This is a genomic window from Methylobacterium sp. D48H, from assembly GCF_053345715.1.
Genome location: NZ_JBKFAP010000010.1, coordinates 41,773 through 62,239 on the forward strand (window position 1 = coordinate 41,773; position 20,467 = coordinate 62,239).

Genomic DNA, 20,467 nt, shown 5'->3' on the forward strand with positions numbered 1-20,467 from the left:
GGCGCGCCGCGACGCCCCGGCGATCCGGCGACGGCCCGAACGCCCGGACGCCCGTCGCGGTACCGGTGCGGAGCGCCGAGCGGCGGCCCTGCCGCCGGCCTCTGTGGCACGGCCGCGACACCCGCCGACGACCGCCTGTGGATGACGCGACCTGCCCCCGATCCGTCAAGGTTCGGATGCCAGCGTGACCGCGCACCTCCGATCCGGCTCCCTCAGCTCCGCCATCCCATGTTCGCCCAGCCCCACGCCCTCATCCTCCGCCATCGCGAGCGCGTCGCCGTGCTCATCTCCTCCGCGCTGTTCCTGGCGGGCGCCCTGCCGCTCTTCTGGGCGATCGGCTGAGGCTCGATCCCGGGCCGGCCGCATCGTCGGCCGGCCGTCGAGCTTCCGCGCCGCCGCGCTCGCGAGGACGGCGGGCCGCGTTCGGCCCGCCTGAACGGCGAAGGGGCCGCCTCCTCTGGGAAGCGGCCCCTTCGCGTGTCGGGTCGGGTGCGACGGTCGGGATGCGAGCGTCGCACCCGACCGTCGCTTGTCGGTCTCAGTAGGAGCCGAACTTGTAGTTCAGGCCGGCGCGGACGACGGCGAACTCGTCGGAGCGGCGGCCGATGCCGCTGTAGACGACCGGGAAGTTGTTGGCGGCGTTGATGACGAACGCGCCCTGGTTGCGGGTGTTGCGGTCGAGGTTGACGTACAGGCCTTCGACCTTGAGCGTCACGGCCGAGGAGCGGAAGAAGTTCAGGAACGAGTCGGTGGGCAGGGCATACTCGATGCCGCCGCCGACGGCCCAGCCGGTGCGGAAGCTGTCGTTGCCGGCATAGCCGCCGAAGGAGCGGTCGGCGCTGCCGGAGCCGTAGGCGAAGCCGCCGGTGCCGTACACGAGGGTGCGGTCGAAGGCGTAGCCGAGGCGGCCGCGGACGGTGCCGAAGAAGTCGAGGCTGGAGAGGCCGCGCGGGTCGGTGACGTAGTAGCCGGGGGCCAGCGCGCCGGAGATGAAGGCGCTGTTCCGGTTACGGCCGAAGTCGAGGTACTGGGCGTCGGCCTCGACACCGATCACGAGGCCGGAGCCGGGGGTGATCTGCCAGTTGTAGCCGATCTGACCACCGCCGGAGAAGCCGTCCTGGCTGCGGTTGCGGAAGGAGGCGACGGTGCCGGGGGCGGCGTAGGGGAAGGGGACGGCGAAGGTGTTGCCGGTGTTGCGGTCGCTGGCGTCGAAGGCGTAGCCGGCGTTGATACCGAAGTAGGCGCCGGTCCAGGTGAAGACCGGGACGGGGGTGAACACCGGCGGCGGGGCGGCGCGGCGCGGCAGGTCGGCGGCCGAGGCGGCGGCGGTGAGGGCCGTGAAGGCGGCCAGCGAGGCCAGGAGCTTGGTCATGTCGGTTCCCCGAATGTGTGATCTGGCGGTGTGGCTACCGATCACCGGGGGAAATAGCTGTAGTTTTGAGGTCACACCGCCTGTCGAAGGCCCGAAATGCCAGAGTAAAGCATCCTTCAAGACGCGACGAAGCGCCGAAATACAGCGCGCATTACGCGGGTGAGCGCGACAACAACGCGGCGGCGTTTTGGTTGCATCGACATGTCGGGTCGGCACCGGGTGTGACGGGTGCGCCACACCCGGTGCCGGTGGGCCGCCGGACGGCGCGGCGGCGATCCCGGTCGCTCCCGCGGGATCCCGACACCGGCCTGGGCGACCCGGCAAGGTGCCGGAACGCCCCCGCTGCCGCGAGACAGGTTTTCATCCCGCGGATCCCGATCGAGGGTCCGATCACCCGCGCGTCCCGGGCCTCGATCCGAAGTTATGACTCCTGTTACCAACGGGAAAATAGATGGACTCGACAGTCGTCGTCGCGACGACCGCGCGATGGGAACCGGGCGCCATGCATGTGAGAGTTCGCCTCGACGGCGCGAACCCGCGGCGCTGGCACGTCGCGCTGCTGGACCGGCTGTCCGGCCTGCCGGGCATCGCGGCGGTGAGCGTCGACGCCGCGCCCGGTCCGGAGGAGTGGCCGGCACAGGCCGACCTGCTGTTCCGCCTGGAGGCCCTGATCTTCCGGCTGGCGCCGAACGGGTCGGGGCCCGTGCCGCCCGCGGATCTCGCGGCCTGGACCCGTCCCGGGACCCCGGACCTCGTGCTCGACCTGTGCGGCGACGCGGCCGCCGCCTGCCCGGTCTGGCGCGTGGCCTACGACGGCGGCCTCGGCGAGACCGGCCTGCTCGCGAGCCTGCTCGCCGGCCGGGTCCCGCAGCTCGACCTCCTCGAAGGCGGCACCGTCGTCGCCGCGGGTCGCCTCGGCTCGGACTACCGGGGTTCCATCGCCGTCTCGTTCGAGGATGCCCTGTCGCGCACGGCGACGCTCGTCGCCGCCGCCCTGCGGGCCCGGTCGGACGGCCGCGCCTTCGCGGCGACGCCCGGCGCGGCCGCGGCCGCGCCCGCCCGTCCGGGGCGGATCCTGGCGTCCCGGCCGGCGCGGCTCGTCGCCCGGAGCCTCGTCGGCCGCCTGTACAGGCTGTGCTACCACGCCCCACACTGGCGCACCGGGTGGCGGACCCTCCGCGGGCCGGACCTCGTCGCGCTGGGCTGCCATCCCGCGGAGGGCTGGCAGGTGCTGCCCGACGACGGGCGGCGCTTCTACGCCGACCCGTTCCCCCTCGCGGTCGACGGGACGACCCACGTCTTCGTGGAGGAGTTTCCGCACGCGACCGGCAAGGCGATCATCTCGGCGGTCCGCTTCGGGCCGGACGGGCCCGAGGGGCCGCCCGTCCCGGTGCTGGAGGAGCCGCACCACCTCTCCTACCCGTTCGTGTTCGCGCGCGCGGGCTCCGTCTGGATGGTGCCGGAGAGTTCCGCGGCCGGCACGGTCGATCTCTACCGGGCGACCCGCTATCCGGGCGGCTGGGTGAAAGAGGCGACGCTCCTCTCCGGCGTGGTCGCGAGCGACGCGACGCTCCTCGAGCACGGCGGCCGCTGGTGGATGTTCGCCACCGTCCGGGACGCGCCCGTCGGCGCCCCGCCCGGATCGGGCTGCCACCACGACGCGCTGTATCTCTGGTCCGCGCCCGACTTCCGGGGGCCGTACGCGCCGCATCCGGCCAATCCCGTGCTGGTCGACCCGTCCTTCGCCCGGCCCGCGGGCCGGATCGTCGCGCGCGACGGGGTCCTGATCCGGCCGGTCCAGGATTGCGCCCACGGTTACGGACGCGCCCTGTCGCTGGCGCGCATCGACCGGCTCGACCCGGAGGGGTTCGCCCAGACCATCCTCGACCGGATCGAGCCCGGCCCGGCCTGGCCCGGCAGCTGCCTCCACACGCTCAACACGGGCGGCGGGATCGAGTGCATCGACGGCTCCGGTCGGGCCTCGCGTCTCAGGGCTTATCTGAGCGCGCGGTCCGGCGCCTAGGCCGGGCCGCGGCGGAAGCTCGGCCGTCCGGAACCAGCCGCCGCGATCCGTGTTCGCTCACGAACGCGGAGACCCGTTGCCCCCATGATCATGATCCTCATCTGCTTTCTCGCGCCGTGGCTCGCCATGTTCCTGCGCGGAAAGGTGTTTCAGGGCATCCTCTGCATCATCCTCCACCTGACGATCATCGGATGGATCCCGGCGACGATCTGGGCGCTCGTCGTCACCCGCAAGGAAACGGCCTGACCGGGGCGGCCTGACCGGGGCGGCCTGACCGGGGCGGAGCGGCCGGGATCGGCGGCTTCGTCGCGCGGTCCGATCCCCGCATACGGGAACGGCGGGGCTCTCGCCCCGCCGCTCACGCCGTCCGTCGGGTAATCCGTCCCCGGGCGGCCCCGAGGGCCGCCGCGGCTCAGAAGCCCATCAGCACCCCGGCCGAGCCGGTCACCGTCATCGCGAGGCCGCCCAGGAAAGCGCCGATCATCGCGTAGGAGAAGCCCTTCAGGACCATGTCGTGCACTCCTTTCATCAAGCGGCGGGTCCTCAGCCGGACCCGGTCGGTTCGTCTGCAATGATGATGCCGGATCGGCCGGGCGCGTGCGGTGCGAAGAGTCACGCTGCACCGCGGAACCGTTCGGCGCGCGCTCAGGCGGCGACGGTCAGCGGACGTGCCGCCGGGGCCGTCTCGCTCACGCGAAATGGGCCGGCAGGCTGAGGGCCTGCGCGTAGGTCACGAGCGCGACCGCGCCGGCGATCAGGGTCGCCACCAGGGCGATGCGGTTGGTCCAGGTCATCGTCGTCTCCATCGGGTTCGCGACTGTGTTCGCGGTGTGATCCCGATGTACGCTCAAGCTTTCGGGCCCGGCGTGTCCCGGAACACCCGCGGTCGCCGGAGCCGCTCGGAACCGCCGCGCGCGGGCCGCTCCCGGCCACCCGGAAATCGCGAGCGGCGCCCCGTCGGCCCTAGGCGGATTGCGGCCCCGACGCGCCGTCCTTCGCCGCGGCGCGCAGGGCGGCCGGGCGCGCCCGGCAGCGGTCCAGATAGGCATCGAGGGCCGCGCTCGCCGGGAAGGCCGCGCGGCCAAAGCCCAGGGCGCTGCCGATCAGGATGTCGGCGCCGGAGAACCGCGCGCCCATCACGTAGGGGCCGCGCGCCAGGGCGGCTTCCAGGCGGTCGACCACCGCCGCGTGGTTCCGGCGCTTCTGCGGCGATCCCGCGAGCTCACCCGTCAGGCCGGCGAACAGCGCGGGCTCGAACTCGGCGACGTACCAGGCCAGCCACGTCAGGTACGCGCCGCGCTCGGGGGCGCCCACCGCCGGCGCCAAGCCGGCTTCGGGGAACGTCTCCGCCAGGTAGAGCACGATGGCCTGGGACTCGGTGACCAGACCGCCCGCGTGCAGGACGGCCGGGACGCGCTTGTCGGGATGCGGGTTGGCGGCGTCCGGCACGCCCTCGCCCGTCATCGGCCGGAAGATCGAGACCGGCGCGATGGTGTAGGGCACCCCCATCTCCTCCAAGAGCCAGACGATGCGCGAGGAGCGCGATTGCGGGGCGTGGTACAGGGTGATCATGGCGCGGTTCCTGTCGGCACGGCGCGCGGGATGGCCGTGGCGGGAGGACTTGTAGGGACGCCCTGCTGACAGCATTCTGTCAGCAGGAGTCGGTGGATGCGGCGCGCGGACAGGCTGTTTCAGATCATCCAGATCCTGCGCCGCTCGCCGCGCCCGGTGACGGCCGCCGCGATCGCCCGGGAGCTGGAGGTCTCGGTCCGCACGGTCTACCGCGACGTCGCCGACCTCGTCGGCCAGCGCGTGCCGATTCAGGGCGAGGCCGGGCTCGGCTACGTGCTCGGCGAGGCGTTCGACATGCCGCCGCTGATGCTGACGCCCGACGAGATCGAGGCGGCCGTCCTCGGCGCGCAGTGGGTCGCGGGACGGGGTGAGCCGGTCCTCGCCAAGGCGGCGCGCGATCTCATCGCCAAGATCACCGCCGTGGTCCCCGAGCGCCTGCGCCCGCTCATCGCCGATCCGTCGATCGGCACGCCGACGGCGTTCGCGCAGGCCGCGGACGGGATCGACGTCGCCCGCGCGCGGACCTGGATCCGCGAGGGCCGCAAGATCCGCATCCAGTACCGCGACGTCCGCGGCGATCCGAGCCGGCGCGTGATCTGGCCGGTGATCGTCGGGTTCTTCGATCAGGCCCGGATGGTGGCCGGCTGGTGCGAGCTGCGCGGGGCGTTCCGGCACTTCCGCACGGACCGGATCACGGACGCCGAGTTCCTGGAGGAGCGGCACGGCCTCCGGCCCGCCGTCCTGCGGGCGCGCTGGAAGCGGAGCCTGCCGGACCGGCAGGAGGCGGCGAACCCCGCCGCGCCGGCCGCGCCGTAGGGGCGGATGACAGGGCCACGCGGAAAGACCTGGCGACCCCGGTAGGGCTCGAACCTACGACCTGCCGCTTAGAAGGCGGCTGCGGTCGATTAAGCTGTTGCAGATGCGCCGTTTTTCAGCGCGTTATCGTTGCCGTGTTGCGTTGGTGTTGCCGGCTCGATCGCGCCGAGCACGGAAAGCTCGCCTGCAGTGACGGCTCGGCGGTCCGTCCGACCAGCCTTGAACAGGTGCCCATAGACGCGCTGGGTGAACTCGGGAGACTCGTGTCCGGCCCATTCCGAGACCTGCCCGATCTTCGCTCCCTCATCGATCCAGAGAGAAACGGCGAAATGCCGGAAGCTGTGTGCTGTCCAGCGTGGCGAGCCATCGGCCGCCACGATTCCGAGGGCGATCTGTAGGGGCCCGAGCTGCCGGTTTACGATGTTCGGGTAGCCGATCGGTGTCCCGGTCTCCGACGGGAACACCAGACCGCTCTCACCTGCCATCCCGGCTCGCCAATTCGCCAGGATCGTTGCGAGTTGTGGGCCGATCGGCACGCTGCGCAGAGCCGCCGCCGTCTTCACGGTGTCTCTGACGTTATAGCGGTCGACGCCTTCTCGCACCTGCAGGTGCTCGGGCTCGACGCTCACCCAGGACAGGCCGCGAGCCTCGCCGATGCGCAGGCCGGCGAGAGCCATCGTGGCCAGGAGCGGCCGCAGCCAGGGTGTGGGGCGGAAGGTCTCGACAGTCAGCTCCGGGTGCCGCGCGCGGAAGGCACGCGCTTGCCGGATCGGATGCTCGGCCGAGACCCGTTGCACCTCGACGAGGCGAGATCCCCCTCCGCTTCGCTCACGAGCGATCAGAAACAGAGCCTCGGTATCAGCGGCTGCGGCGAGCATCGTCCTGACGACCTCGCGTTCGGGGATACGGATCGTCTCCTCGACCTCGCGGATCTCTGCGCGCCGTGTTTTCCGCCGGCTTCGAAGCGAGCGGACGGATTAGCGTGCGCGAGACGCCGGCGGATCGCCTCGTCAAAGATGGCGCCGAGCACGATGCGCGCGCGCCGGCACGTGTCATCAGTCCGCCCCTCCGCCTTGAGCCGCTCGAGCCAGTCACCGACGTCCGCCGGGTGGAGTTTCGGGAGTAGCCGAGCACCCAGGTAGGGCTTTACATGCCCCCCGTAGTAGACGCGGTAATTGTGCAGCGTGGCGCCTGCCGCTTGATCCGCTTCCAGCGCGGCGATCAGCAATCTTTAGGCGTGGTCCACCGTGCTCGCGGCACGGTCTGGTACATGGGTGCCGGCTATCACCTCGCTCCGAACACGTACGAGAAACCCATCAGTCTCCTTCTTCGTCGGAAATTGGCGGAAGCGGCGAGCGCCCCCGCTATCGGTGTAGCTCGCCAACCATACGGTTTTTCCGCTTGGGAGCGTTCGCTTCCTGATCGTTGCCATGTCGTTCATTTCACTGACGAAATTTTCCGAGCAATCCAAGGAATCGCCAAGCACGTCGCCGTCATGTAGAATTCTACGACATGGCTCTTGACCGGTCTACGCGGTCATGTAATTTTTATGGACATGGGCGGTCGATATGGCGTTCTTCAATGACCTGGTTCGGGTCATCGCCGAAGTGCAAGGCTTGGATGAAATGACCGTCCGCGGGATAGGGCTAAATGTACGTGATGCCGGCCATATCCGCAAAGGAGGTCGAGGACTGTCTGCCGCAAAAATGAGTCCTAAAGACGCCGCAAGCCTTCTAATTGGTACCTGCGCCACGAATATATCGAAACAAGCAGGCAATGCTGTCGGCGAATTCTATTCCGCTTCCTTCAAAAACGCTCGCGGTCTGTCAACAAAAGGTCGCGCCCTCCTAGAACGTATCATGCTCGATGAGGTCACGGCCGGAGAGTTCATCGCAGAATTGATCCAGATTTCTGCGATTGCAAGACAGGATGAATTTGCTTCTTTCCTGGCCGACAACTTTGATTTTCCACAAGGAGGCATCGACAGAAATCAGATCGCATCAGAAATCGGTCGGTCAGTATATCTCGAGATCCACTTTTCCAGGCCGTCGCCACGGATCGACTTTTTAGTTCGAAGCATCGAAGACGGGCGCATATGGTCAAGGATGTGGTTTTCTAAGGAATGCCACCCGAATTCTTTCGATCGCCGAGAGACCGTAATGATAACCCATAGAACACTCCGATCTCTCGGATCCGCGCTAGCATAGCTCAAGGAGAAAAACATGGAAGAACTGACACCGCGCCCGGCCGGCGCGAACGATGCCGGCTTGCCGCTTTCCGACGACCTCATGACTGGCGCGGAGGCAATTTCCAAGTTCATGTTCGGCGATGCGACTGACACGAACAAGCGACGGGTCTACCATGCCAGCGACAAGCTGGGGCTGCCGACCTTCAGACTTGGCGGCACACTGTGCGCCCGCCGTAGCACCATCCTGACCTGGATCACAAAGCAGGAGCAGCAGGGGAGCGCGGCGTGAGCGCTGTCGTACTCCCTTTCCGGTTCGCTAGGCGCCTGCCGCAAATCAGGAAGACGGCGTCATACATGACGACGGTCCCCAGCAATCACGCCGAGGGCCACCTCCGAGAGCAGCTCCGGCGCCTCGAGGATGGTCTTCGTAAGAAGGGCGTGGCCGAGCCGCTAATCCGGTCTGAAGTCGGTTCCTACGAAGGCGCCGTCCGCGCACCTATGGCGCCTCCTGATCAGCCAGGGGGGTGCCGCGTGAGCAAGAATGGTCACAAGGGCAACGGCAAAAAGGAGCCGCCTCACGTCCGCTTGTACGATTGGCTGACCGACTCGGCTGCTTGGCTCGACCTGAGCACAGACGCGCGCGCTCTCTACGTGCTCTTGAAGAAGAAATACCGGGGCATGAACAACGGCCGCATTATCTTGTCGGTACGGCAAGCGGCCGAGAACCTGAAGGTGAGCAAGACCAGCGCGTCAAAGGCGTTCCTGGAATTGCAGGTCCACGGCTTCATCGAGGTGGTGATCCTTGGGGGCTTCGATAGTCGGAAGGATGGAAGAGCAACCGAGTGGCGGTTGACTGAACACCCATGCGACGTGGCGGCCGAATTACCGACTCGGCGCTTCATGAGTTGGGCGCCTGGAAAAGATTTCACGGTCCCTCAGGGCGGACGCTCAGTCCCTCAGGGCGGACAGTCGGTCCCTCAGGGCGGACTGATGGACCAAAGAATTCCTAGAATTGTCCCTCTCCGCGGACCGTGAAGCCCAGTTTCGGCATTCTCACGGTCCCTCAGGGCGGACACATCTAATATACCAGTGCCGAGGGCGCCACGCGCTCTACGCCAGCAGCATCCTACACCATCCCCAGAGATCGGCCGCACCTGCGGCTGTGCGACCTCGCGCTATCGAGGAAGGAGCGAAGCTATGCCGAATTGGGCTCAGGTTCTGACCGACGCATTGCAAGCCGGCGAGGAGGCTTACCGGGCCGCGTGAAAGCGTCAGGGCTGCAAGGATATCGGCACCTGCGGCTGCGCGTTCGTGGATGTGCCGAAAAGCCATCCTCTCGCCAAGCACGCTTATGACGTCGCTCGAACGTACGTAGACGGTTTCGAGCCGGGGTTCGCAACCCTAATGCATTCGGACCCTCGGGGCGTTCCGGCGGTCCAATCCATCAATGTGCATCGGGCCCGCGCCGAAGCGATTCTGGCTCGGTGCATCGGGCCCGCGCCGAAGCGATTCTGGCTCGCCTGAAGGAGGCCGGCATCGAGCGCGCTCGCATGCACGCATTCGTCGATTGAGCCTCATCGAAAACAAAGCGGCCGAGGAAGCGCTTGCCCGCGCCCCTCGGCCTGATCAGCCTCACCCCCGAAATGAGATGAAAGCCATGCCTGCCAATAACACGAATCGGATTGTTGCCAATGGCGGACCGGTCACGGCCTCCGTGAGGACGATACGCGACGCACAGGATTTGCCCTGGCTCTCGGATGGCTCTGACGCGCAGGAGAGGCGTGCTGCCGCCTATGAGGCTAACCTGGCCCTGCAAGAGGGCTTCCACGATCGAGCTGAATTGCTGGAATTGTCGACGGCGGCATATCGCGGCCCGGTCGAGTTGGCTCGCCGGATTCGCGAGACCGAATTCGGCAGCAAGGGCTTTCCGAAGCGGAGATCGTTCGGCGCCTACCTCGCGCACCTCTTTGGCGATGAACACGGCCCTGATGGCGAGTATGCGAGCGCCTACGTCTACGCGCTCCAGGCTATTCGCCCATTCATTTGCAGCGTTCATTGAGGGGCCGGCCATGACATATCCGAAGCGCACTTCGCCCGAGACCGCTGGACCTATCGGAAAGCCGGGGCAAAGCATCCGCGGCGGCTTCCTGATCGCACGGCGCCACAAAGAGTCCGGGATCCTGATCCGGATTGCGAGCCGGCCATTCGAGCACGCCAGTCTCGAGGAGGCCGAGGCTCAGGCACGGCTTCTGGCCGAGCGGCACGATGACGAGTTCACCGTGTTCGCTCAGGTCACCTCGGTAATGCCTCCCGTCCGAGAAGTGGGCGAGCCATCGCCGGCAGCGCCACCGCTGCCGGTTCCCCCGCTGGCGCCTCGCCCAGCTTTCATTGTCGAGCGCCGCGTCTCGCGCAGCCGGAAGTCTATAGGAGCCGCCTGATGCCTCGCACCATGGGCACCAACTCCCCGCGTCGCCTGAGGCGCGCAGAGGCGACGCGCATTGTTCGGAGCAGCCTGCATTTCGTTTATGGACCACCGGATGAGGAGCGCCGGTTCGGCCACGAGATGGGCACTGCCGCGGTCCGTTATGATCCCAGCGATCGGGCAGAACTGGTTCGGATCCTCGACGTACTGAAGCGGGGCCGAGGCGATGCTCTGATTGAGCTGCAGCAGGCCGCGCATATCCGAGGTACGCCGTCCGGCCGGGTCCGCCGGGATCTGTTCGCCGCGCATATGTTCGGTGGCGCCCGGGGCAGCATCCAAGGCGACTATGCGTCCGGGTATTTCGGGGCGATCGCTTCCGTCGAGCATCACGTGCGCTCGTTAGATTGAGCAGCGCATCTGAGTGCGGCCGCCTTTCACGGGGCGGCCGTTCCTGTTTACCGCCTTCGTCGGGTCGGCCCTTCAGACAGAGAGCGCTGCATGACCGCCGGCCTGGAGACATTCGCCAAAGTGCGCCGGCTGCACGACCGGACCACCAACCCAGGCGAGAAGGCCGCCGCGGCGAACCGCATGGAGGCATTGGCGCGCTCCGCCGGAATGACCGTGGCTGAGGCCCTGTCCAAATTGGACAATACCTCGTCCGGCAAAGGGAAGGGGTTCGCCGACTTCTTCGATACGTCCCCATTCCGTGACGCCAAGGCGCGGCGTGATAGTGAGCGTGAAGCGCGCTGGCGCGAGGTGCTGGCGGAGTACGGATCCGAAGCGGCGATATTCGAGCCGACCGAATGGGAGCGCGCCCTCGACGCAGCATGCGCTCGTTTCGTGGCACGAGGCAAAACCACCGGTTGGCCTCTCGGCAGCCTGTCGGGTTGGGACCGATTTGGAGATCCGCCGGGGCATATCGCCGAGGCCGTCTCGAACGCCTATCCAATGCCGGCCAACGTCCACGAGGCGTGGTCCGAATTCCAGGCATGGGAGAAGCTGGGTCGAGATCGCGAGGCACGCGGGACCGGTTGCGGTGACCATTCGGCGCCCGTCGACGCGCGTCGGCGCCTCATTGAACGGATGCTGGACACCCTGCCGTCCCATAGCCTCAACGACGTCCAGACCCGCATGTCCTGGCTGGAATGGCGCAACGAGCTGGGATCCGCCTCCGATCAGAAGGGGGATCGCGTGCGCCTCGCAACCCTGCGCGCCGATATCGAGCGCATGGGCCAGCGGCTTCGTGAGCAGGATGCAGGCGCCTCTGGTAATTCAGATCCGAAAGCTGCCGGCCCTGTCCATTCTGGACACGCGCACCGTCCAAGCTGCGCCGAACGGCACGCGGCTATTCGTGCGCTCCTAGCTGAGGGCCATGGCGATCGCGAGATAGCGCGGCGCCTCGGCATCTCGCCAACCACGGTCGGCACCGTCCGGCGCGCTACCCAGCCGGAAGGGATGGCGGGTGGCGATTAAGGAATGCCCGTCAGGGGCGCCGGACCGCATTGGTCGTAAAATCCCGAGAAATGAGCAGAGAAAAAAACGGGGTCGCCGGAAATGGGGCCCGTGCGGCGGTCCTCCGATCAAATGCGGTAGGCAGCCGGCGGCTGAATTAGCGAAATGCACGGGCTCGAATTGGGCCCGCCGAATTAGGTCAGCCCGCAATTAATTGCTGATCGAATTGGAAGTGAATTGGCGCTCGGCAAATGCGTTCGAGTCGATTCCCCAAGCATGGCGCGACAGCAATTGCTCTCAGTGTTAGGTTGGTGCCTCAGTTGCGTAACGAGGACACAGACCATGGCCCGGAAGCCGCCGAAAGTCCGAATGATGCAGCCTCGATTGAAGGCGATGGATCATCGAACTGTGAAGCCAATAAACCCCAGGACCTATGCGGCGCGGCGGAAAGCTGACCCCGCAATGGCATTCTACGGCACCAGTGCGTGGCAGACGATGCGCAAAGAGGTGGTCGAAGAGCGGGGCTACCGCTGCCAGGACTGTGGGACCGTGCCGTCGCGGATCTATTGCGACCACGTCGTGGAGCTGAAGGACGGCGGCGCGCCGCTCGATAAGACGAACATCCGCCTGAGGTGCGGCAGCTGTCACACCTCAAAGACTCTGAGGGCCCGGGGCGAGCGCATGGGGCTGCTGTAGGCAAAGGGGGAGGGGGCGGGTCAAAAGTCCAGAGCCCCCTTAGGGCCCCCATCACACTAGGTGCCATGCAGATTTATTTTTTCCGGCAGCCTGGAATTTCCGACCCTAATTCGAATTCCGGGCCGCCTATTTGGCCATTTTTCCAATTCCCGGATTTCGGGCGCGACGGGGGGTTTTATGCGGGCCCGCGCCAGAAACGAATTGCGCTGCTCATTGGACGAGGCTGCCCGTGCGGCATGCCGCCAATTTCCGGAATTCCGCCGAGCGCCTTCCCGATTGCGAGTGCGCGATTTCGACGGCTCGCGCATTTGCGCACTTGCAGGAATGCAACCGAAGCGCAAATGTGAGCGCATGTCGTTCGAATTCGCCTATCGGTTCAAGCAGGACGCCCCGCGCTCGAGATTTCGGGATCTCGATGACGTGGTGCTGCTGGCTGCCGCGGTGAGTGATGATGGCGACACGATCCCAGCCGGCACCGAAGGTACGATCGTCAGCGTGCACGGCGATGGCACGAGCTACGCTGTGGAATTCGCCGAACCCGAAGGCGCGCTGGTGACGGTTCTGCCGCAGCAGATCCGCGCCGTCACCGAGACGGCTCGTTGAGCGGGACCAGCGTTCCCGTCACCTTCCTAATCGACGGCCCAAAGATCACCGCCTACCTACTCAACCCGCAACACGCGCGCGGTGGCTCCAAAGCGAAATACCTGCTGCGGTTCGGCTTCAAGCTGGCCGAGCCTCATGTTCTGGCTGATGCGCTGGCCGCACACGCGCTCGGTAACCTACCAGGCACTGTGCAGCCGCAACCCATCGGTCCCAACCGCATCAGGTTCGAGGGCGTCGTGCGGGCACCGGACGGCCGCGACATGCCGCTGGCAACGGTATGGGAAGCGAACGAAGCGAATGGCGAGCGCACCATGCGCTTCATCACCGCCATTCCGCTGACCCGGTGACAAGACCACACCGGGAGTCTGGTGGTGGATCAAAGGCTCGGCCCCGCCCTGATCTGCTCACGGTGCGGGGGGAGCCTCCGATCTCACCAGCGATGAGCCGGAGCCGATACGCAACGCGGCTCGCGGATGAGAATGCCCTGGGCGGGTTAGCTCGAGGTCAACGCTGTGGCGGCCGGCCGGATGGCCTCTGGCGATCTCGAGCGCGCAATAGACGAGCCGCCCAATCCTGTGTCGGCGCCGCCGTACGACGCTCAAGAGCACTCGTGCGGGCCTTCGGGAGGGCCGTTGCCTTCCGGCCAGCACGCAGCTCGGTCAGGAGGTCCAAAGCCCAGCGAGTGATGCCTTGAGCGGTTCCCTTGGCGAACCCATTCAGGAAGACGTCGGTGAGGTGATCGAAATCGGGCATTGTTCGAGTCCTTCGGGCACAAAAAAACCCGCCTCGAACGAGAGCGGGTTGCACGTGCGATAGGGCCGGCGCCGAGCGCACCAGCTTGGATGAGGTACGGTCGCACAGGCTCGGCCCGCAATTGCAGGCTGGCGTCAGCAGGTTTTCAGGACTTGTCCCGATCGGCGGCTATTGCGCCTGCACGTCTCGCGACGATGGCTTAATCGAGCGTTTCGCCCGTCGGGTCAAGCAGCGCTGAGCCAGAATGCCAAAACTCAGCGCGGACTGGCAGCACGAGGCACAGGCAGACAGCGTATCGCGGTGTCAGCAATTCACCTCTTGCCCGCAACGTGAATGGCTCAGGGTGACTACGAGCCTCCGATCAGGGCGGCTGCACGCCAGCAGGATTGATCCATCCGAAGCTGGAAGGCGCACCACGCGCATAATGCTGGTCTCGACTAGGTTCACGGGTGCCTGTCCCGACACGCCGCCCGCCTCAGCCAAGAACCCGAGGCATTGTCCGAATTCCATATCGTAGATCCGGGACTCGCCCATCGCGAGGGTGTTGAAGGGCGCTAAGCCCGCTGCAGCAGGAATGACTTGAGCAGGCTCTGCGGCAACAGCCACTGTTGGCCTACCCTTCAGGAAGATCGGCGCGAGCACCATACCCAGCCCGAACACAGCCAAAGCCGCATAGCCGGTAACGTGGTTCTCCCGGCCATCTCCATGCTCTCGGATGGCATTGGCTACGCCTCCCACCATCAGGAAAAACCCCAGGATCCCGATCAGCAGCATGGCCTTGCCTCCGCTTGGTCAGCGTCGGGCATCTGGCTGAGCGACCGGTAAACCAGTCCGGTGCTTTTCGACTTCAGGTTAATCAGGGTGCGCCGTTCCGTTGAGTTGAATTTTTATTCGGATTATGCGATACGGTGTGTAATTATTTTTGAGGCCGCCGAGTAGCGTAAAGGTGGGCTCCTATGTTCGACATCTACCGAGACGGCGTCTGCCTTGGGTCCCTGATTCCGATCGGGACTGGCATCATCGCACGGGACACCACCGGAATGCCGGTCGGTCACAATTCGGCGACCTCGCGGCAGCCATCGCTCGTCTGCTGCGGTCGGTGACCGCATGACGTACCTTCAGGTCCGCGCGGTCCGCCGCATGCCTTCCGGTGACCATGCGCCATTCCTGGCAGGCCTCGCCCGCCGGCACCTCGCCGTGCTGGAGGAGATCGGCCCTCAGCCTCGCCCCGCAGAGCCGGTATCCACCACGTACCAGCGCCGCCATCGTCGCGAACTCGATCAGCTCCAGACTCTCGCCCGTGTGTTGAGCCTCACAGTCTTGGGGGTGAGCGATGCCTGATAAGCCGGACCGTATCGTTGCGGAAATCCCGAAGTCCGCACGGGAGGCCGTCCGTGTGATCCTGCGCGAGAAAGCCGGGCAGCTCGGGGCGGATCTCCGGATAGCCAGCACTACGGGCCGTGGCCCTATGAGGGAAACGCAGAAGGGCATCAGGATCCCAGCCGCTCGGCTCGGCGAAGTGATCGATGCCCTTCGCGAGGTTCAACGCCTCGCCAGCCGGCTGACGGCTGACAGCATCCCTCGATCAGAAAGCTCTTAGAGGGCCGGAACCCGCCGGCGAGCCCGATTAGGATGAGCGCCCGGTCCCGGACATCGCCCAACCCATCCCGGCACGTCGCCACCACGCGCTTTCCGAGAGGAACGGTCGGTGCCTCGACTTGGCGCGGTACGACCCCCTTGGATCGCGTGAGGCCAGCCATCACGTCCCGGATCACTGGGTGGCGGGTGTCGAGGTAGTGCCCAGCCCTTTTGATGAGTAAAGCTGATGCCGGCGAGCCGCCGGGAAAGGCTCGGCATCGCGTGCGTATCAGCGTGCGCGGTGAGGTGGGATCGATCGGCGCCGGCGCCGCTGGGAGCGCCGCGGGCCTGTGAGCGGCGCACCAGGTGGCGAACTGCCGCCAATTCGCGCGGCAGGCCTGTCTTCTCGCCGGGGTCTACGCCGCCTCCGCCAGCCCCGCAGCGCGGGCGCCAAGAGCTTCTACGCCAAGATGCCCGATTAGGATGGAGCTGAAATCAATATAATTGGGCGCTCTTGTCACGATCTGTCCAGACAGATCCGAATTCGGACAAGCGCCCAGCCCTGAAAACTGCGTTAAGGTATCCAACCGACTCACTGTGTCGGCACTCTGGGAGTTCGCAATGAGATACCCGGATCCCGTAATACCGCTTCTGAGATCCCTGGCCAACAAAATCTCTAACAAGAGCCCGGATGAGATATATGACACACTTATCAAAGTTCTTTGCAGAGATTGCCCATTCCCCTTCAACAAGTCTGAACAGGCTCAATTGGAAGTTATAGATCTTGGAGGCCAAGATACGCCATTCCCGCTCGGCTTCGTTTTGGAAGGGGATAGGTCGCCTTGGAACTTCCAGGCTCAGCTGAAGCAGGGCGAGGGGGAAGCTGCGGCCTCGACCAAGAGGCTCGGCAGGGCCACGTACAGGGCGAACCAGATCGGTCCAACCGTGACCATTACGGCCTCCGGTCAGCTTCCAAACGCGAACACAGGGGTGCGGTTGGAGCAACTCGCCTTCCTCATCTATCCGCCAATGTTCGGGCTTTTCTTCTACGAGCCTCGTCTCGGGAACGTGGAAAAGCAAGATTTTCCCGCCGAAATCACCTTCCACATTGGCAGCACCCTTCAGACCGTCACGATCGTCGATGCGGACGGATATCACACGGTCGAGGTGGAGAACTTTTAGATCCAATACCGGGAAGGGGCAGCCGCCCTCACCGACGCTGTCCTCAGATACCGTTCGCTTGTCGGAAACTCGGAGCGCGGGCCACACCGTCTGCGCGACCGCGCGGGCACCAATTTTCAGAGAGTCAAAACACAATTGAGGAAAAACTGATAAGGTAATGACTCGCGCCAGACTTGCTCAGACACAAAAAATACAACCCACTAATTGAACTCAGGGGACCAACATGACCAAAACGATGTGGGTATACAGAGAGAATGGCACACTTCAGTGTCATCCAGAGATAAGAGGCATTAGTCTGGAGGAATTGAAGGGGCAGCTCGGAAAAATCGCCGGCGCAGAAAATATTTTGTCTCAGGAAGAACGCACTCTGCCTGTGATGATCCCAGCGGTTTGTGGTGCAATGACAGGTCGTGTGAATGCCTATGAATTGAATGAGATGGGCACTTACATGCTGTTCCACGGCTTTGTGGGTCCAATGGGTTTCAAGCCATGGATTTGGAGCAATCCCAATCAATCGATGGCTTTCGCCAGTGGCGAAGATCCGTTTGCATACAATAGACTATTACACACCGACGATCATGATAAAATGGGAAATGCGTTCCTTAACATCATTTCCACTGCCACATCCGCGGGAACTCAACCCACTACCATAGCTGAGTTGAGCGGACGTCTAAGCAGGTACTACAAACAAGGAGATATGATTACTTTGGATTACAGACCAGAGCGGGTGAACACTGAGGTTAATGATAGCCATACTATTCAACGTATTTGGTTCGGATAATTTAATATTCTGCCGGAGCTGACAGAATACAAAATAAACTTATAGGAGGAAAAGTTGAACGTTGCCACAGATACACTGACAGATTTTCTGTCAAAAATTGCAGCTGAAGTCTGCAATAAAACTGAAGAACAGGTTTTTACTCAGCTGCAAAAAATCTTCTGTAAGGATTGTGTATTCCCGATGGCTGAGAACGAAAGCGGAGCATTCCCAGCAGAAACTCGCGTAATGCTTATCGGGGGTTCAGATAATCCATTTCCACTTTCAATACGTGCGATGGGAGGATCGGATGACCCGTTCCCACTGGGTCAACCAATATTTGCCATATTGGTTTGCAGCAATCCGAATCAAAATAGGAACAACAATATCGGTGATTGCGCGAAGTTGATATTGGAATCAACCAAAAGCTTGAATGATCACAATATACCATGCGCTGCTGCTGTATTGGGCTTCGATAGCGGAAACGCATAATTGATTGTTGCCGGCGCTTGAAGGCCAAGCGCCGGCGAAAGATTAAGATGAAGGTCTTTTCTGGAAGCAGACATTCAGCTTCCGACTATAGCAGCCGGTGCGCACGCCTTCGGCTTAGTTACTCGTAGCTCATGCAACAGATGCAACGGCGAGGACGGTCCAATAGGGCAAGCCCTTATGGAACGTCCCGCCAATTCGGCTTCGTGGTTCCAATTAAGTTCAATTGCGTTTTGGAACGCGGGCGGGAACTACGCCTAGAAGCCTATTGGAACGGATCGCCCCGTGATCGGTGGATATGTCCGCGTCAGCACTCTGGAACAGGAAGCTGGCCTGGAGGCTCAGGTCCGAGACCTGACCACCCTCGGCTGCGAGAAGCTGTATCGGGAGCAGGTGTCATCGGTGGCACCCCGGGCGCAGCTCAACGCCGTGCTCGACTTCGTTCGTGAGGGTGACACCCTCGTGGTGACCAAGCTGGATCGGCTCGCCCGGTCCGTCACCCATCTCGGCAGGATCATCGAGGTCCTCGAGGCGAAGCGGGTTGGCCTGCGCATCGTCAACCTCGGCGTCGACACGTCGACTCCCACCGGCAAGCTGATGCTCAACGTCACGGCCGGCGTCGCACAGTTCGAGCGGGAGATGATGCTGGAGCGCCAGCGCGAGGGTATCGCGAAGGCCAAGGGCGAGGGTCGGTACAAGGGCCGGAAACCGACCGTGCAGGCGAGAGCGGCTGAGATCGAGGCGTTCGCCAGCCAGGGCCTGAGCATGGGCGCCATCGCCGCGCACATCGGGATCGGCAAAGGATCGGTACACCGAGTGCTCCGCCCAAATAAGCAGTAGATCGGTTTGTAATTCCAGCCAAAACTATTGAGATAATGGAGGGAATGTTCGCCTAGATAAAAGATAAGCATCGTCGTTCATAAACGGGAAAAATAGCTCATCTAAATAAGGCACATCTTGATCATGGTTATGGCATTCATGCCGCATGTGCCAAAGCGTATAATACAAATATCGACAAAGACGAGCTCCGTATAAGTTTCCATATTTACGAGTTATTTCTGTAATGCCAGTATGATACGAAGCGGAAAAGACATCATTAAGCGGTGTTCCGTCCTCAGCAGTATGACGAACTATACGAAACTCAGATGTTGCTCTATGTACGATTTCAGCATTAAAGCGGATTTTTTGCTCTCTTTTGGGAGTCGGGTGCAGATCTAGTATAGGGACTCCAACGGTATTGAACCAATCTTTAATGGGGTCGATACTCGCGGCGGCTTTTTTGCTTTTTACAAGCAGGTCAAGGTTGTAGTATCGTGTTCCTTGCGCAAATCTGCTCATAAATTCAACGATTAACATTTCAACGCTGCCGGCAACAACGTCACTTTCTCCGGCTGGCGCTTCATATTTAATTTGAATTTGCTGCGCGTGCTCGAACAGCGTCTTGATATTATGCCTCAGGTCCCTCAGATGATTGTCGGTGGGAAATTGTTTATTCTCGATCAGATACGCCATTATGTATATAAGCTTCAGCATCCGCTCTAAGCCGACGCTGAAACTGAAAAAGGCATGTCCGTACAGGCCTGGCGTGGCGTAGTTCGCCTTGCGGATAGCTGCTAGTCCGGCACTAATGGAATTGCCCGCAATACCAGCTTCTCTCAGCAGCGCGAGTTGGTCGGGGTTCCACATGACGGGAACCTGGACGTGTCGCGTCAGCGTGTCAAAACCCAAACTGGCCAACTACCTCGAAGGCCTCCGCCTGATCCGGGCTAGAGCTTCACGATATGTTCTGAGGTCGCCGCTGGTCTGAGCCGGCGCCGCGACATGCCATAGGGCAGCCTGAGACAGGGCCGGCTGCGGGCACCTCACCGGATCACCGGAGGCCCGCGCATGTCGGCCGAGACCCACACCCGCTCAAGACCGGGGCGCAAGCCGAGCATCGCCGCGCATCCTGCATGCGCCAAGATCGAGCTTGCCCGCGCTGCCGGCGACAGCCTCCAGGTGATCGCGGACCGGTTCGGTGTTGGTCGCGCCAGTGTGGATCGCCATTGGCATGCGTTGCCCCCAGACCGCCGAGCCCGTCTCGCCGAACTGGCGATCGAATTGCGGGAGTACGAGACCCGCATCCGTGAGGCCTACGCCGCCCTCGTCACCCTTCCGAAGCCCCCAAGCGCGGCGGCCCGCCGGCGCATGGTCGCCGACACAGTGGCGCGCGCCCATGTCGGCTGAGCTCCTACCCCGCACACGAGCTGATGCGCGGAAGGCCGACGCCGTCTTTGGACGAGATGTGGCGGAGGCGGTCGGGCGCGCGATCCTGGACTGCCCGGACAGCGAGCGCACGGAAGCCTTCATCGACAGCCTGCTGGCCCCCGCCATGAGCGGGATGGAGGCGCCGGCAGACCACTACGCTGCCGCGGGCGTGCCGCCACTGCTGGTGATGCGGGTCAAGACCAGCTTCCTGCGCACCCTACGCGACCGCACCGCCCTGATGCGCCTCGCGGCCATGGCCGCCGACTCAGCGAGAACACCACGGGCGGCGCTTTCTCCCGGCTGAGCGCGAGCGTCCA

General features: G+C 63.9%; 24 protein-coding genes. 18 read left to right on the forward strand and 6 right to left on the reverse strand.

Annotated elements, in window-relative coordinates; all coding sequences use genetic code 11:
- Positions 1-538 precede the first annotated feature (538 nt).
- Entirely contained in the window at positions 539-1,372 is an 834-nt protein-coding gene (locus ACLBX8_RS17645) for an outer membrane protein (protein ID WP_234081576.1), read from the reverse strand.
- Between the two features lie 502 nt (positions 1,373-1,874).
- On the opposite strand from ACLBX8_RS17645, the gene ACLBX8_RS17650 reads away from it, so the two are divergent.
- Together ACLBX8_RS17650 and ACLBX8_RS17655 are read left to right on the forward strand one after the other, a co-directional pair.
- Entirely contained in the window at positions 1,875-3,395 is a 1,521-nt protein-coding gene (locus ACLBX8_RS17650) for a glucosamine inositolphosphorylceramide transferase family protein (protein ID WP_447699904.1), read from the forward strand.
- Between the two features lie 84 nt (positions 3,396-3,479).
- Positions 3,480-3,641, forward strand: coding sequence for a YqaE/Pmp3 family membrane protein (locus ACLBX8_RS17655; protein WP_020096541.1), 162 nt, complete (start codon positions 3,480-3,482; stop codon positions 3,639-3,641).
- 717 nt (positions 3,642-4,358) lie between these two features.
- On the opposite strand, the gene ACLBX8_RS17660 is transcribed toward ACLBX8_RS17655, so the two are convergent.
- Complete coding sequence (locus ACLBX8_RS17660) at positions 4,359-4,967, reverse strand: glutathione S-transferase family protein (RefSeq protein ID WP_447699903.1); 609 nt, start codon at positions 4,965-4,967, stop codon at positions 4,359-4,361.
- A 96-nt stretch (positions 4,968-5,063) separates the two neighbouring features.
- On the opposite strand from ACLBX8_RS17660, the gene ACLBX8_RS17665 reads away from it, so the two are divergent.
- Positions 5,064-5,783, forward strand: coding sequence for a helix-turn-helix transcriptional regulator (locus tag ACLBX8_RS17665; RefSeq protein WP_447699902.1), 720 nt, complete (start codon positions 5,064-5,066; stop codon positions 5,781-5,783).
- 89 nt (positions 5,784-5,872) lie between these two features.
- On the opposite strand, the gene ACLBX8_RS17670 is transcribed toward ACLBX8_RS17665, so the two are convergent.
- Together ACLBX8_RS17670 and ACLBX8_RS17675 are read right to left on the reverse strand one after the other, a co-directional pair.
- Entirely contained in the window at positions 5,873-6,661 is a 789-nt protein-coding gene (locus ACLBX8_RS17670; protein ID WP_447699848.1) for a tyrosine-type recombinase/integrase, read from the reverse strand.
- Complete coding sequence (locus tag ACLBX8_RS17675) at positions 6,622-7,011, reverse strand: phage integrase central domain-containing protein (RefSeq protein ID WP_447699847.1); 390 nt, start codon at positions 7,009-7,011, stop codon at positions 6,622-6,624. Before ACLBX8_RS17675 ends, ACLBX8_RS17670 begins: the two co-directional genes overlap by 40 nt.
- Positions 7,012-7,351: 340 nt before the next feature.
- Between ACLBX8_RS17675 and ACLBX8_RS17680 the strand changes: the two genes are divergently transcribed.
- The 9 genes from ACLBX8_RS17680 (at position 7,352) to ACLBX8_RS17720 (ending at position 13,491) form a co-directional block, all read left to right on the forward strand.
- Entirely contained in the window at positions 7,352-7,990 is a 639-nt protein-coding gene (locus ACLBX8_RS17680; RefSeq protein WP_447699846.1) for a hypothetical protein, read from the forward strand.
- Between the two features lie 15 nt (positions 7,991-8,005).
- Positions 8,006-8,260 (forward strand): DNA-binding protein, encoded by a 255-nt coding sequence (locus tag ACLBX8_RS17685; RefSeq protein WP_447699845.1) that lies wholly within the window; start codon positions 8,006-8,008, stop codon positions 8,258-8,260.
- Entirely contained in the window at positions 8,257-9,006 is a 750-nt protein-coding gene (locus ACLBX8_RS17690; RefSeq protein ID WP_447699844.1) for a DUF6074 family protein, read from the forward strand. Before ACLBX8_RS17685 ends, ACLBX8_RS17690 begins: the two co-directional genes overlap by 4 nt.
- Before the next feature lie 532 nt (positions 9,007-9,538).
- Positions 9,539-10,030: a hypothetical protein gene (locus tag ACLBX8_RS17695; RefSeq protein ID WP_447699843.1), complete on the forward strand. Its 492-nt coding sequence runs from the start codon at positions 9,539-9,541 to the stop codon at positions 10,028-10,030.
- Positions 10,031-10,408: 378 nt separating this feature from the next.
- Positions 10,409-10,801: a hypothetical protein gene (locus tag ACLBX8_RS17700; protein WP_447699842.1), complete on the forward strand. Its 393-nt coding sequence runs from the start codon at positions 10,409-10,411 to the stop codon at positions 10,799-10,801.
- A gap of 90 nt (positions 10,802-10,891) precedes the next feature.
- Entirely contained in the window at positions 10,892-11,866 is a 975-nt protein-coding gene (locus tag ACLBX8_RS17705) for a helix-turn-helix domain-containing protein (protein WP_447699841.1), read from the forward strand.
- Positions 11,867-12,187: 321 nt separating this feature from the next.
- Positions 12,188-12,541: an HNH endonuclease gene (locus tag ACLBX8_RS17710; RefSeq protein ID WP_447699840.1), complete on the forward strand. Its 354-nt coding sequence runs from the start codon at positions 12,188-12,190 to the stop codon at positions 12,539-12,541.
- A gap of 282 nt (positions 12,542-12,823) precedes the next feature.
- Complete coding sequence (locus ACLBX8_RS17715) at positions 12,824-13,144, forward strand: DUF4926 domain-containing protein (protein WP_447699839.1); 321 nt, start codon at positions 12,824-12,826, stop codon at positions 13,142-13,144.
- Complete coding sequence (locus ACLBX8_RS17720) at positions 13,141-13,491, forward strand: DUF6883 domain-containing protein (RefSeq protein WP_447699838.1); 351 nt, start codon at positions 13,141-13,143, stop codon at positions 13,489-13,491. Before ACLBX8_RS17715 ends, ACLBX8_RS17720 begins: the two co-directional genes overlap by 4 nt.
- 709 nt (positions 13,492-14,200) lie before the next feature.
- On the opposite strand, the gene ACLBX8_RS17725 is transcribed toward ACLBX8_RS17720, so the two are convergent.
- On the reverse strand, positions 14,201-14,671 hold the full coding sequence (locus tag ACLBX8_RS17725) for a hypothetical protein (protein WP_447699837.1): 471 nt from the start codon (positions 14,669-14,671) through the stop codon (positions 14,201-14,203).
- 1,425 nt (positions 14,672-16,096) lie between these two features.
- On the opposite strand from ACLBX8_RS17725, the gene ACLBX8_RS17730 reads away from it, so the two are divergent.
- From ACLBX8_RS17730 to ACLBX8_RS17745, 4 genes are all read left to right on the forward strand, one after another.
- Complete coding sequence (locus ACLBX8_RS17730) at positions 16,097-16,657, forward strand: hypothetical protein (RefSeq protein ID WP_447699836.1); 561 nt, start codon at positions 16,097-16,099, stop codon at positions 16,655-16,657.
- Positions 16,658-16,880: 223 nt separating this feature from the next.
- Positions 16,881-17,438, forward strand: coding sequence for a hypothetical protein (locus ACLBX8_RS17735; protein WP_447699835.1), 558 nt, complete (start codon positions 16,881-16,883; stop codon positions 17,436-17,438).
- A 54-nt stretch (positions 17,439-17,492) separates the two neighbouring features.
- Positions 17,493-17,906: a hypothetical protein gene (locus ACLBX8_RS17740; protein WP_447699834.1), complete on the forward strand. Its 414-nt coding sequence runs from the start codon at positions 17,493-17,495 to the stop codon at positions 17,904-17,906.
- A gap of 282 nt (positions 17,907-18,188) precedes the next feature.
- Positions 18,189-18,743 (forward strand): recombinase family protein, encoded by a 555-nt coding sequence (locus ACLBX8_RS17745; protein ID WP_447699833.1) that lies wholly within the window; start codon positions 18,189-18,191, stop codon positions 18,741-18,743.
- A gap of 24 nt (positions 18,744-18,767) precedes the next feature.
- On the opposite strand, the gene ACLBX8_RS17750 is transcribed toward ACLBX8_RS17745, so the two are convergent.
- Positions 18,768-19,589 carry a hypothetical protein gene (locus tag ACLBX8_RS17750; RefSeq protein ID WP_447699832.1) on the reverse strand — a complete coding sequence of 274 codons (822 nt, stop codon included), beginning with the start codon at positions 19,587-19,589 and terminating at the stop codon, positions 18,768-18,770.
- Positions 19,590-19,790: 201 nt separating this feature from the next.
- Here ACLBX8_RS17750 and ACLBX8_RS17755 point away from each other — a divergent pair, with 201 nt between their 5' ends.
- Positions 19,791-20,129 (forward strand): hypothetical protein, encoded by a 339-nt coding sequence (locus ACLBX8_RS17755; protein ID WP_447699831.1) that lies wholly within the window; start codon positions 19,791-19,793, stop codon positions 20,127-20,129.
- Positions 20,130-20,187: 58 nt separating this feature from the next.
- Positions 20,188-20,454, forward strand: a complete 267-nt coding sequence (locus ACLBX8_RS17760; protein WP_447699830.1) for a hypothetical protein — start codon at positions 20,188-20,190, stop codon at positions 20,452-20,454.
- Positions 20,455-20,467 lie beyond the last annotated feature (13 nt).

Excerpts from the sequence above, each read along its gene's own strand:
- ACLBX8_RS17705 (WP_447699841.1), top strand. The coding sequence starts at position 10,892 with ATGACCGCCGGCCTGGAGACATTCGCCAAAGTGCGCCGGCTGCACGAC.
- ACLBX8_RS17685 (WP_447699845.1), top strand. The coding sequence starts at position 8,006 with ATGGAAGAACTGACACCGCGCCCGGCCGGCGCGAACGATGCCGGCTTG.
- ACLBX8_RS17670 (WP_447699848.1), bottom strand. The coding sequence starts at position 6,661 with ATGCTCGCCGCAGCCGCTGATACCGAGGCTCTGTTTCTGATCGCTCGT.
- ACLBX8_RS17645 (WP_234081576.1), bottom strand. The coding sequence starts at position 1,372 with ATGACCAAGCTCCTGGCCTCGCTGGCCGCCTTCACGGCCCTCACCGCC.
- ACLBX8_RS17730 (WP_447699836.1), top strand. The coding sequence starts at position 16,097 with ATGAGATACCCGGATCCCGTAATACCGCTTCTGAGATCCCTGGCCAAC.
- ACLBX8_RS17680 (WP_447699846.1), top strand. The coding sequence starts at position 7,352 with ATGGCGTTCTTCAATGACCTGGTTCGGGTCATCGCCGAAGTGCAAGGC.
- ACLBX8_RS17665 (WP_447699902.1), top strand. The coding sequence starts at position 5,064 with ATGCGGCGCGCGGACAGGCTGTTTCAGATCATCCAGATCCTGCGCCGC.
- ACLBX8_RS17735 (WP_447699835.1), top strand. The coding sequence starts at position 16,881 with ATGACCAAAACGATGTGGGTATACAGAGAGAATGGCACACTTCAGTGT.
- ACLBX8_RS17660 (WP_447699903.1), bottom strand. The coding sequence starts at position 4,967 with ATGATCACCCTGTACCACGCCCCGCAATCGCGCTCCTCGCGCATCGTC.
- ACLBX8_RS17710 (WP_447699840.1), top strand. The coding sequence starts at position 12,188 with ATGGCCCGGAAGCCGCCGAAAGTCCGAATGATGCAGCCTCGATTGAAG.
- ACLBX8_RS17750 (WP_447699832.1), bottom strand. The coding sequence starts at position 19,589 with ATGTGGAACCCCGACCAACTCGCGCTGCTGAGAGAAGCTGGTATTGCG.
- ACLBX8_RS17725 (WP_447699837.1), bottom strand. The coding sequence starts at position 14,671 with ATGCTGCTGATCGGGATCCTGGGGTTTTTCCTGATGGTGGGAGGCGTA.
- ACLBX8_RS17650 (WP_447699904.1), top strand. The coding sequence starts at position 1,875 with ATGCATGTGAGAGTTCGCCTCGACGGCGCGAACCCGCGGCGCTGGCAC.
- ACLBX8_RS17655 (WP_020096541.1), top strand. The coding sequence starts at position 3,480 with ATGATCATGATCCTCATCTGCTTTCTCGCGCCGTGGCTCGCCATGTTC.
- ACLBX8_RS17700 (WP_447699842.1), top strand. The coding sequence starts at position 10,409 with ATGCCTCGCACCATGGGCACCAACTCCCCGCGTCGCCTGAGGCGCGCA.
- ACLBX8_RS17755 (WP_447699831.1), top strand. The coding sequence starts at position 19,791 with ATGTCGGCCGAGACCCACACCCGCTCAAGACCGGGGCGCAAGCCGAGC.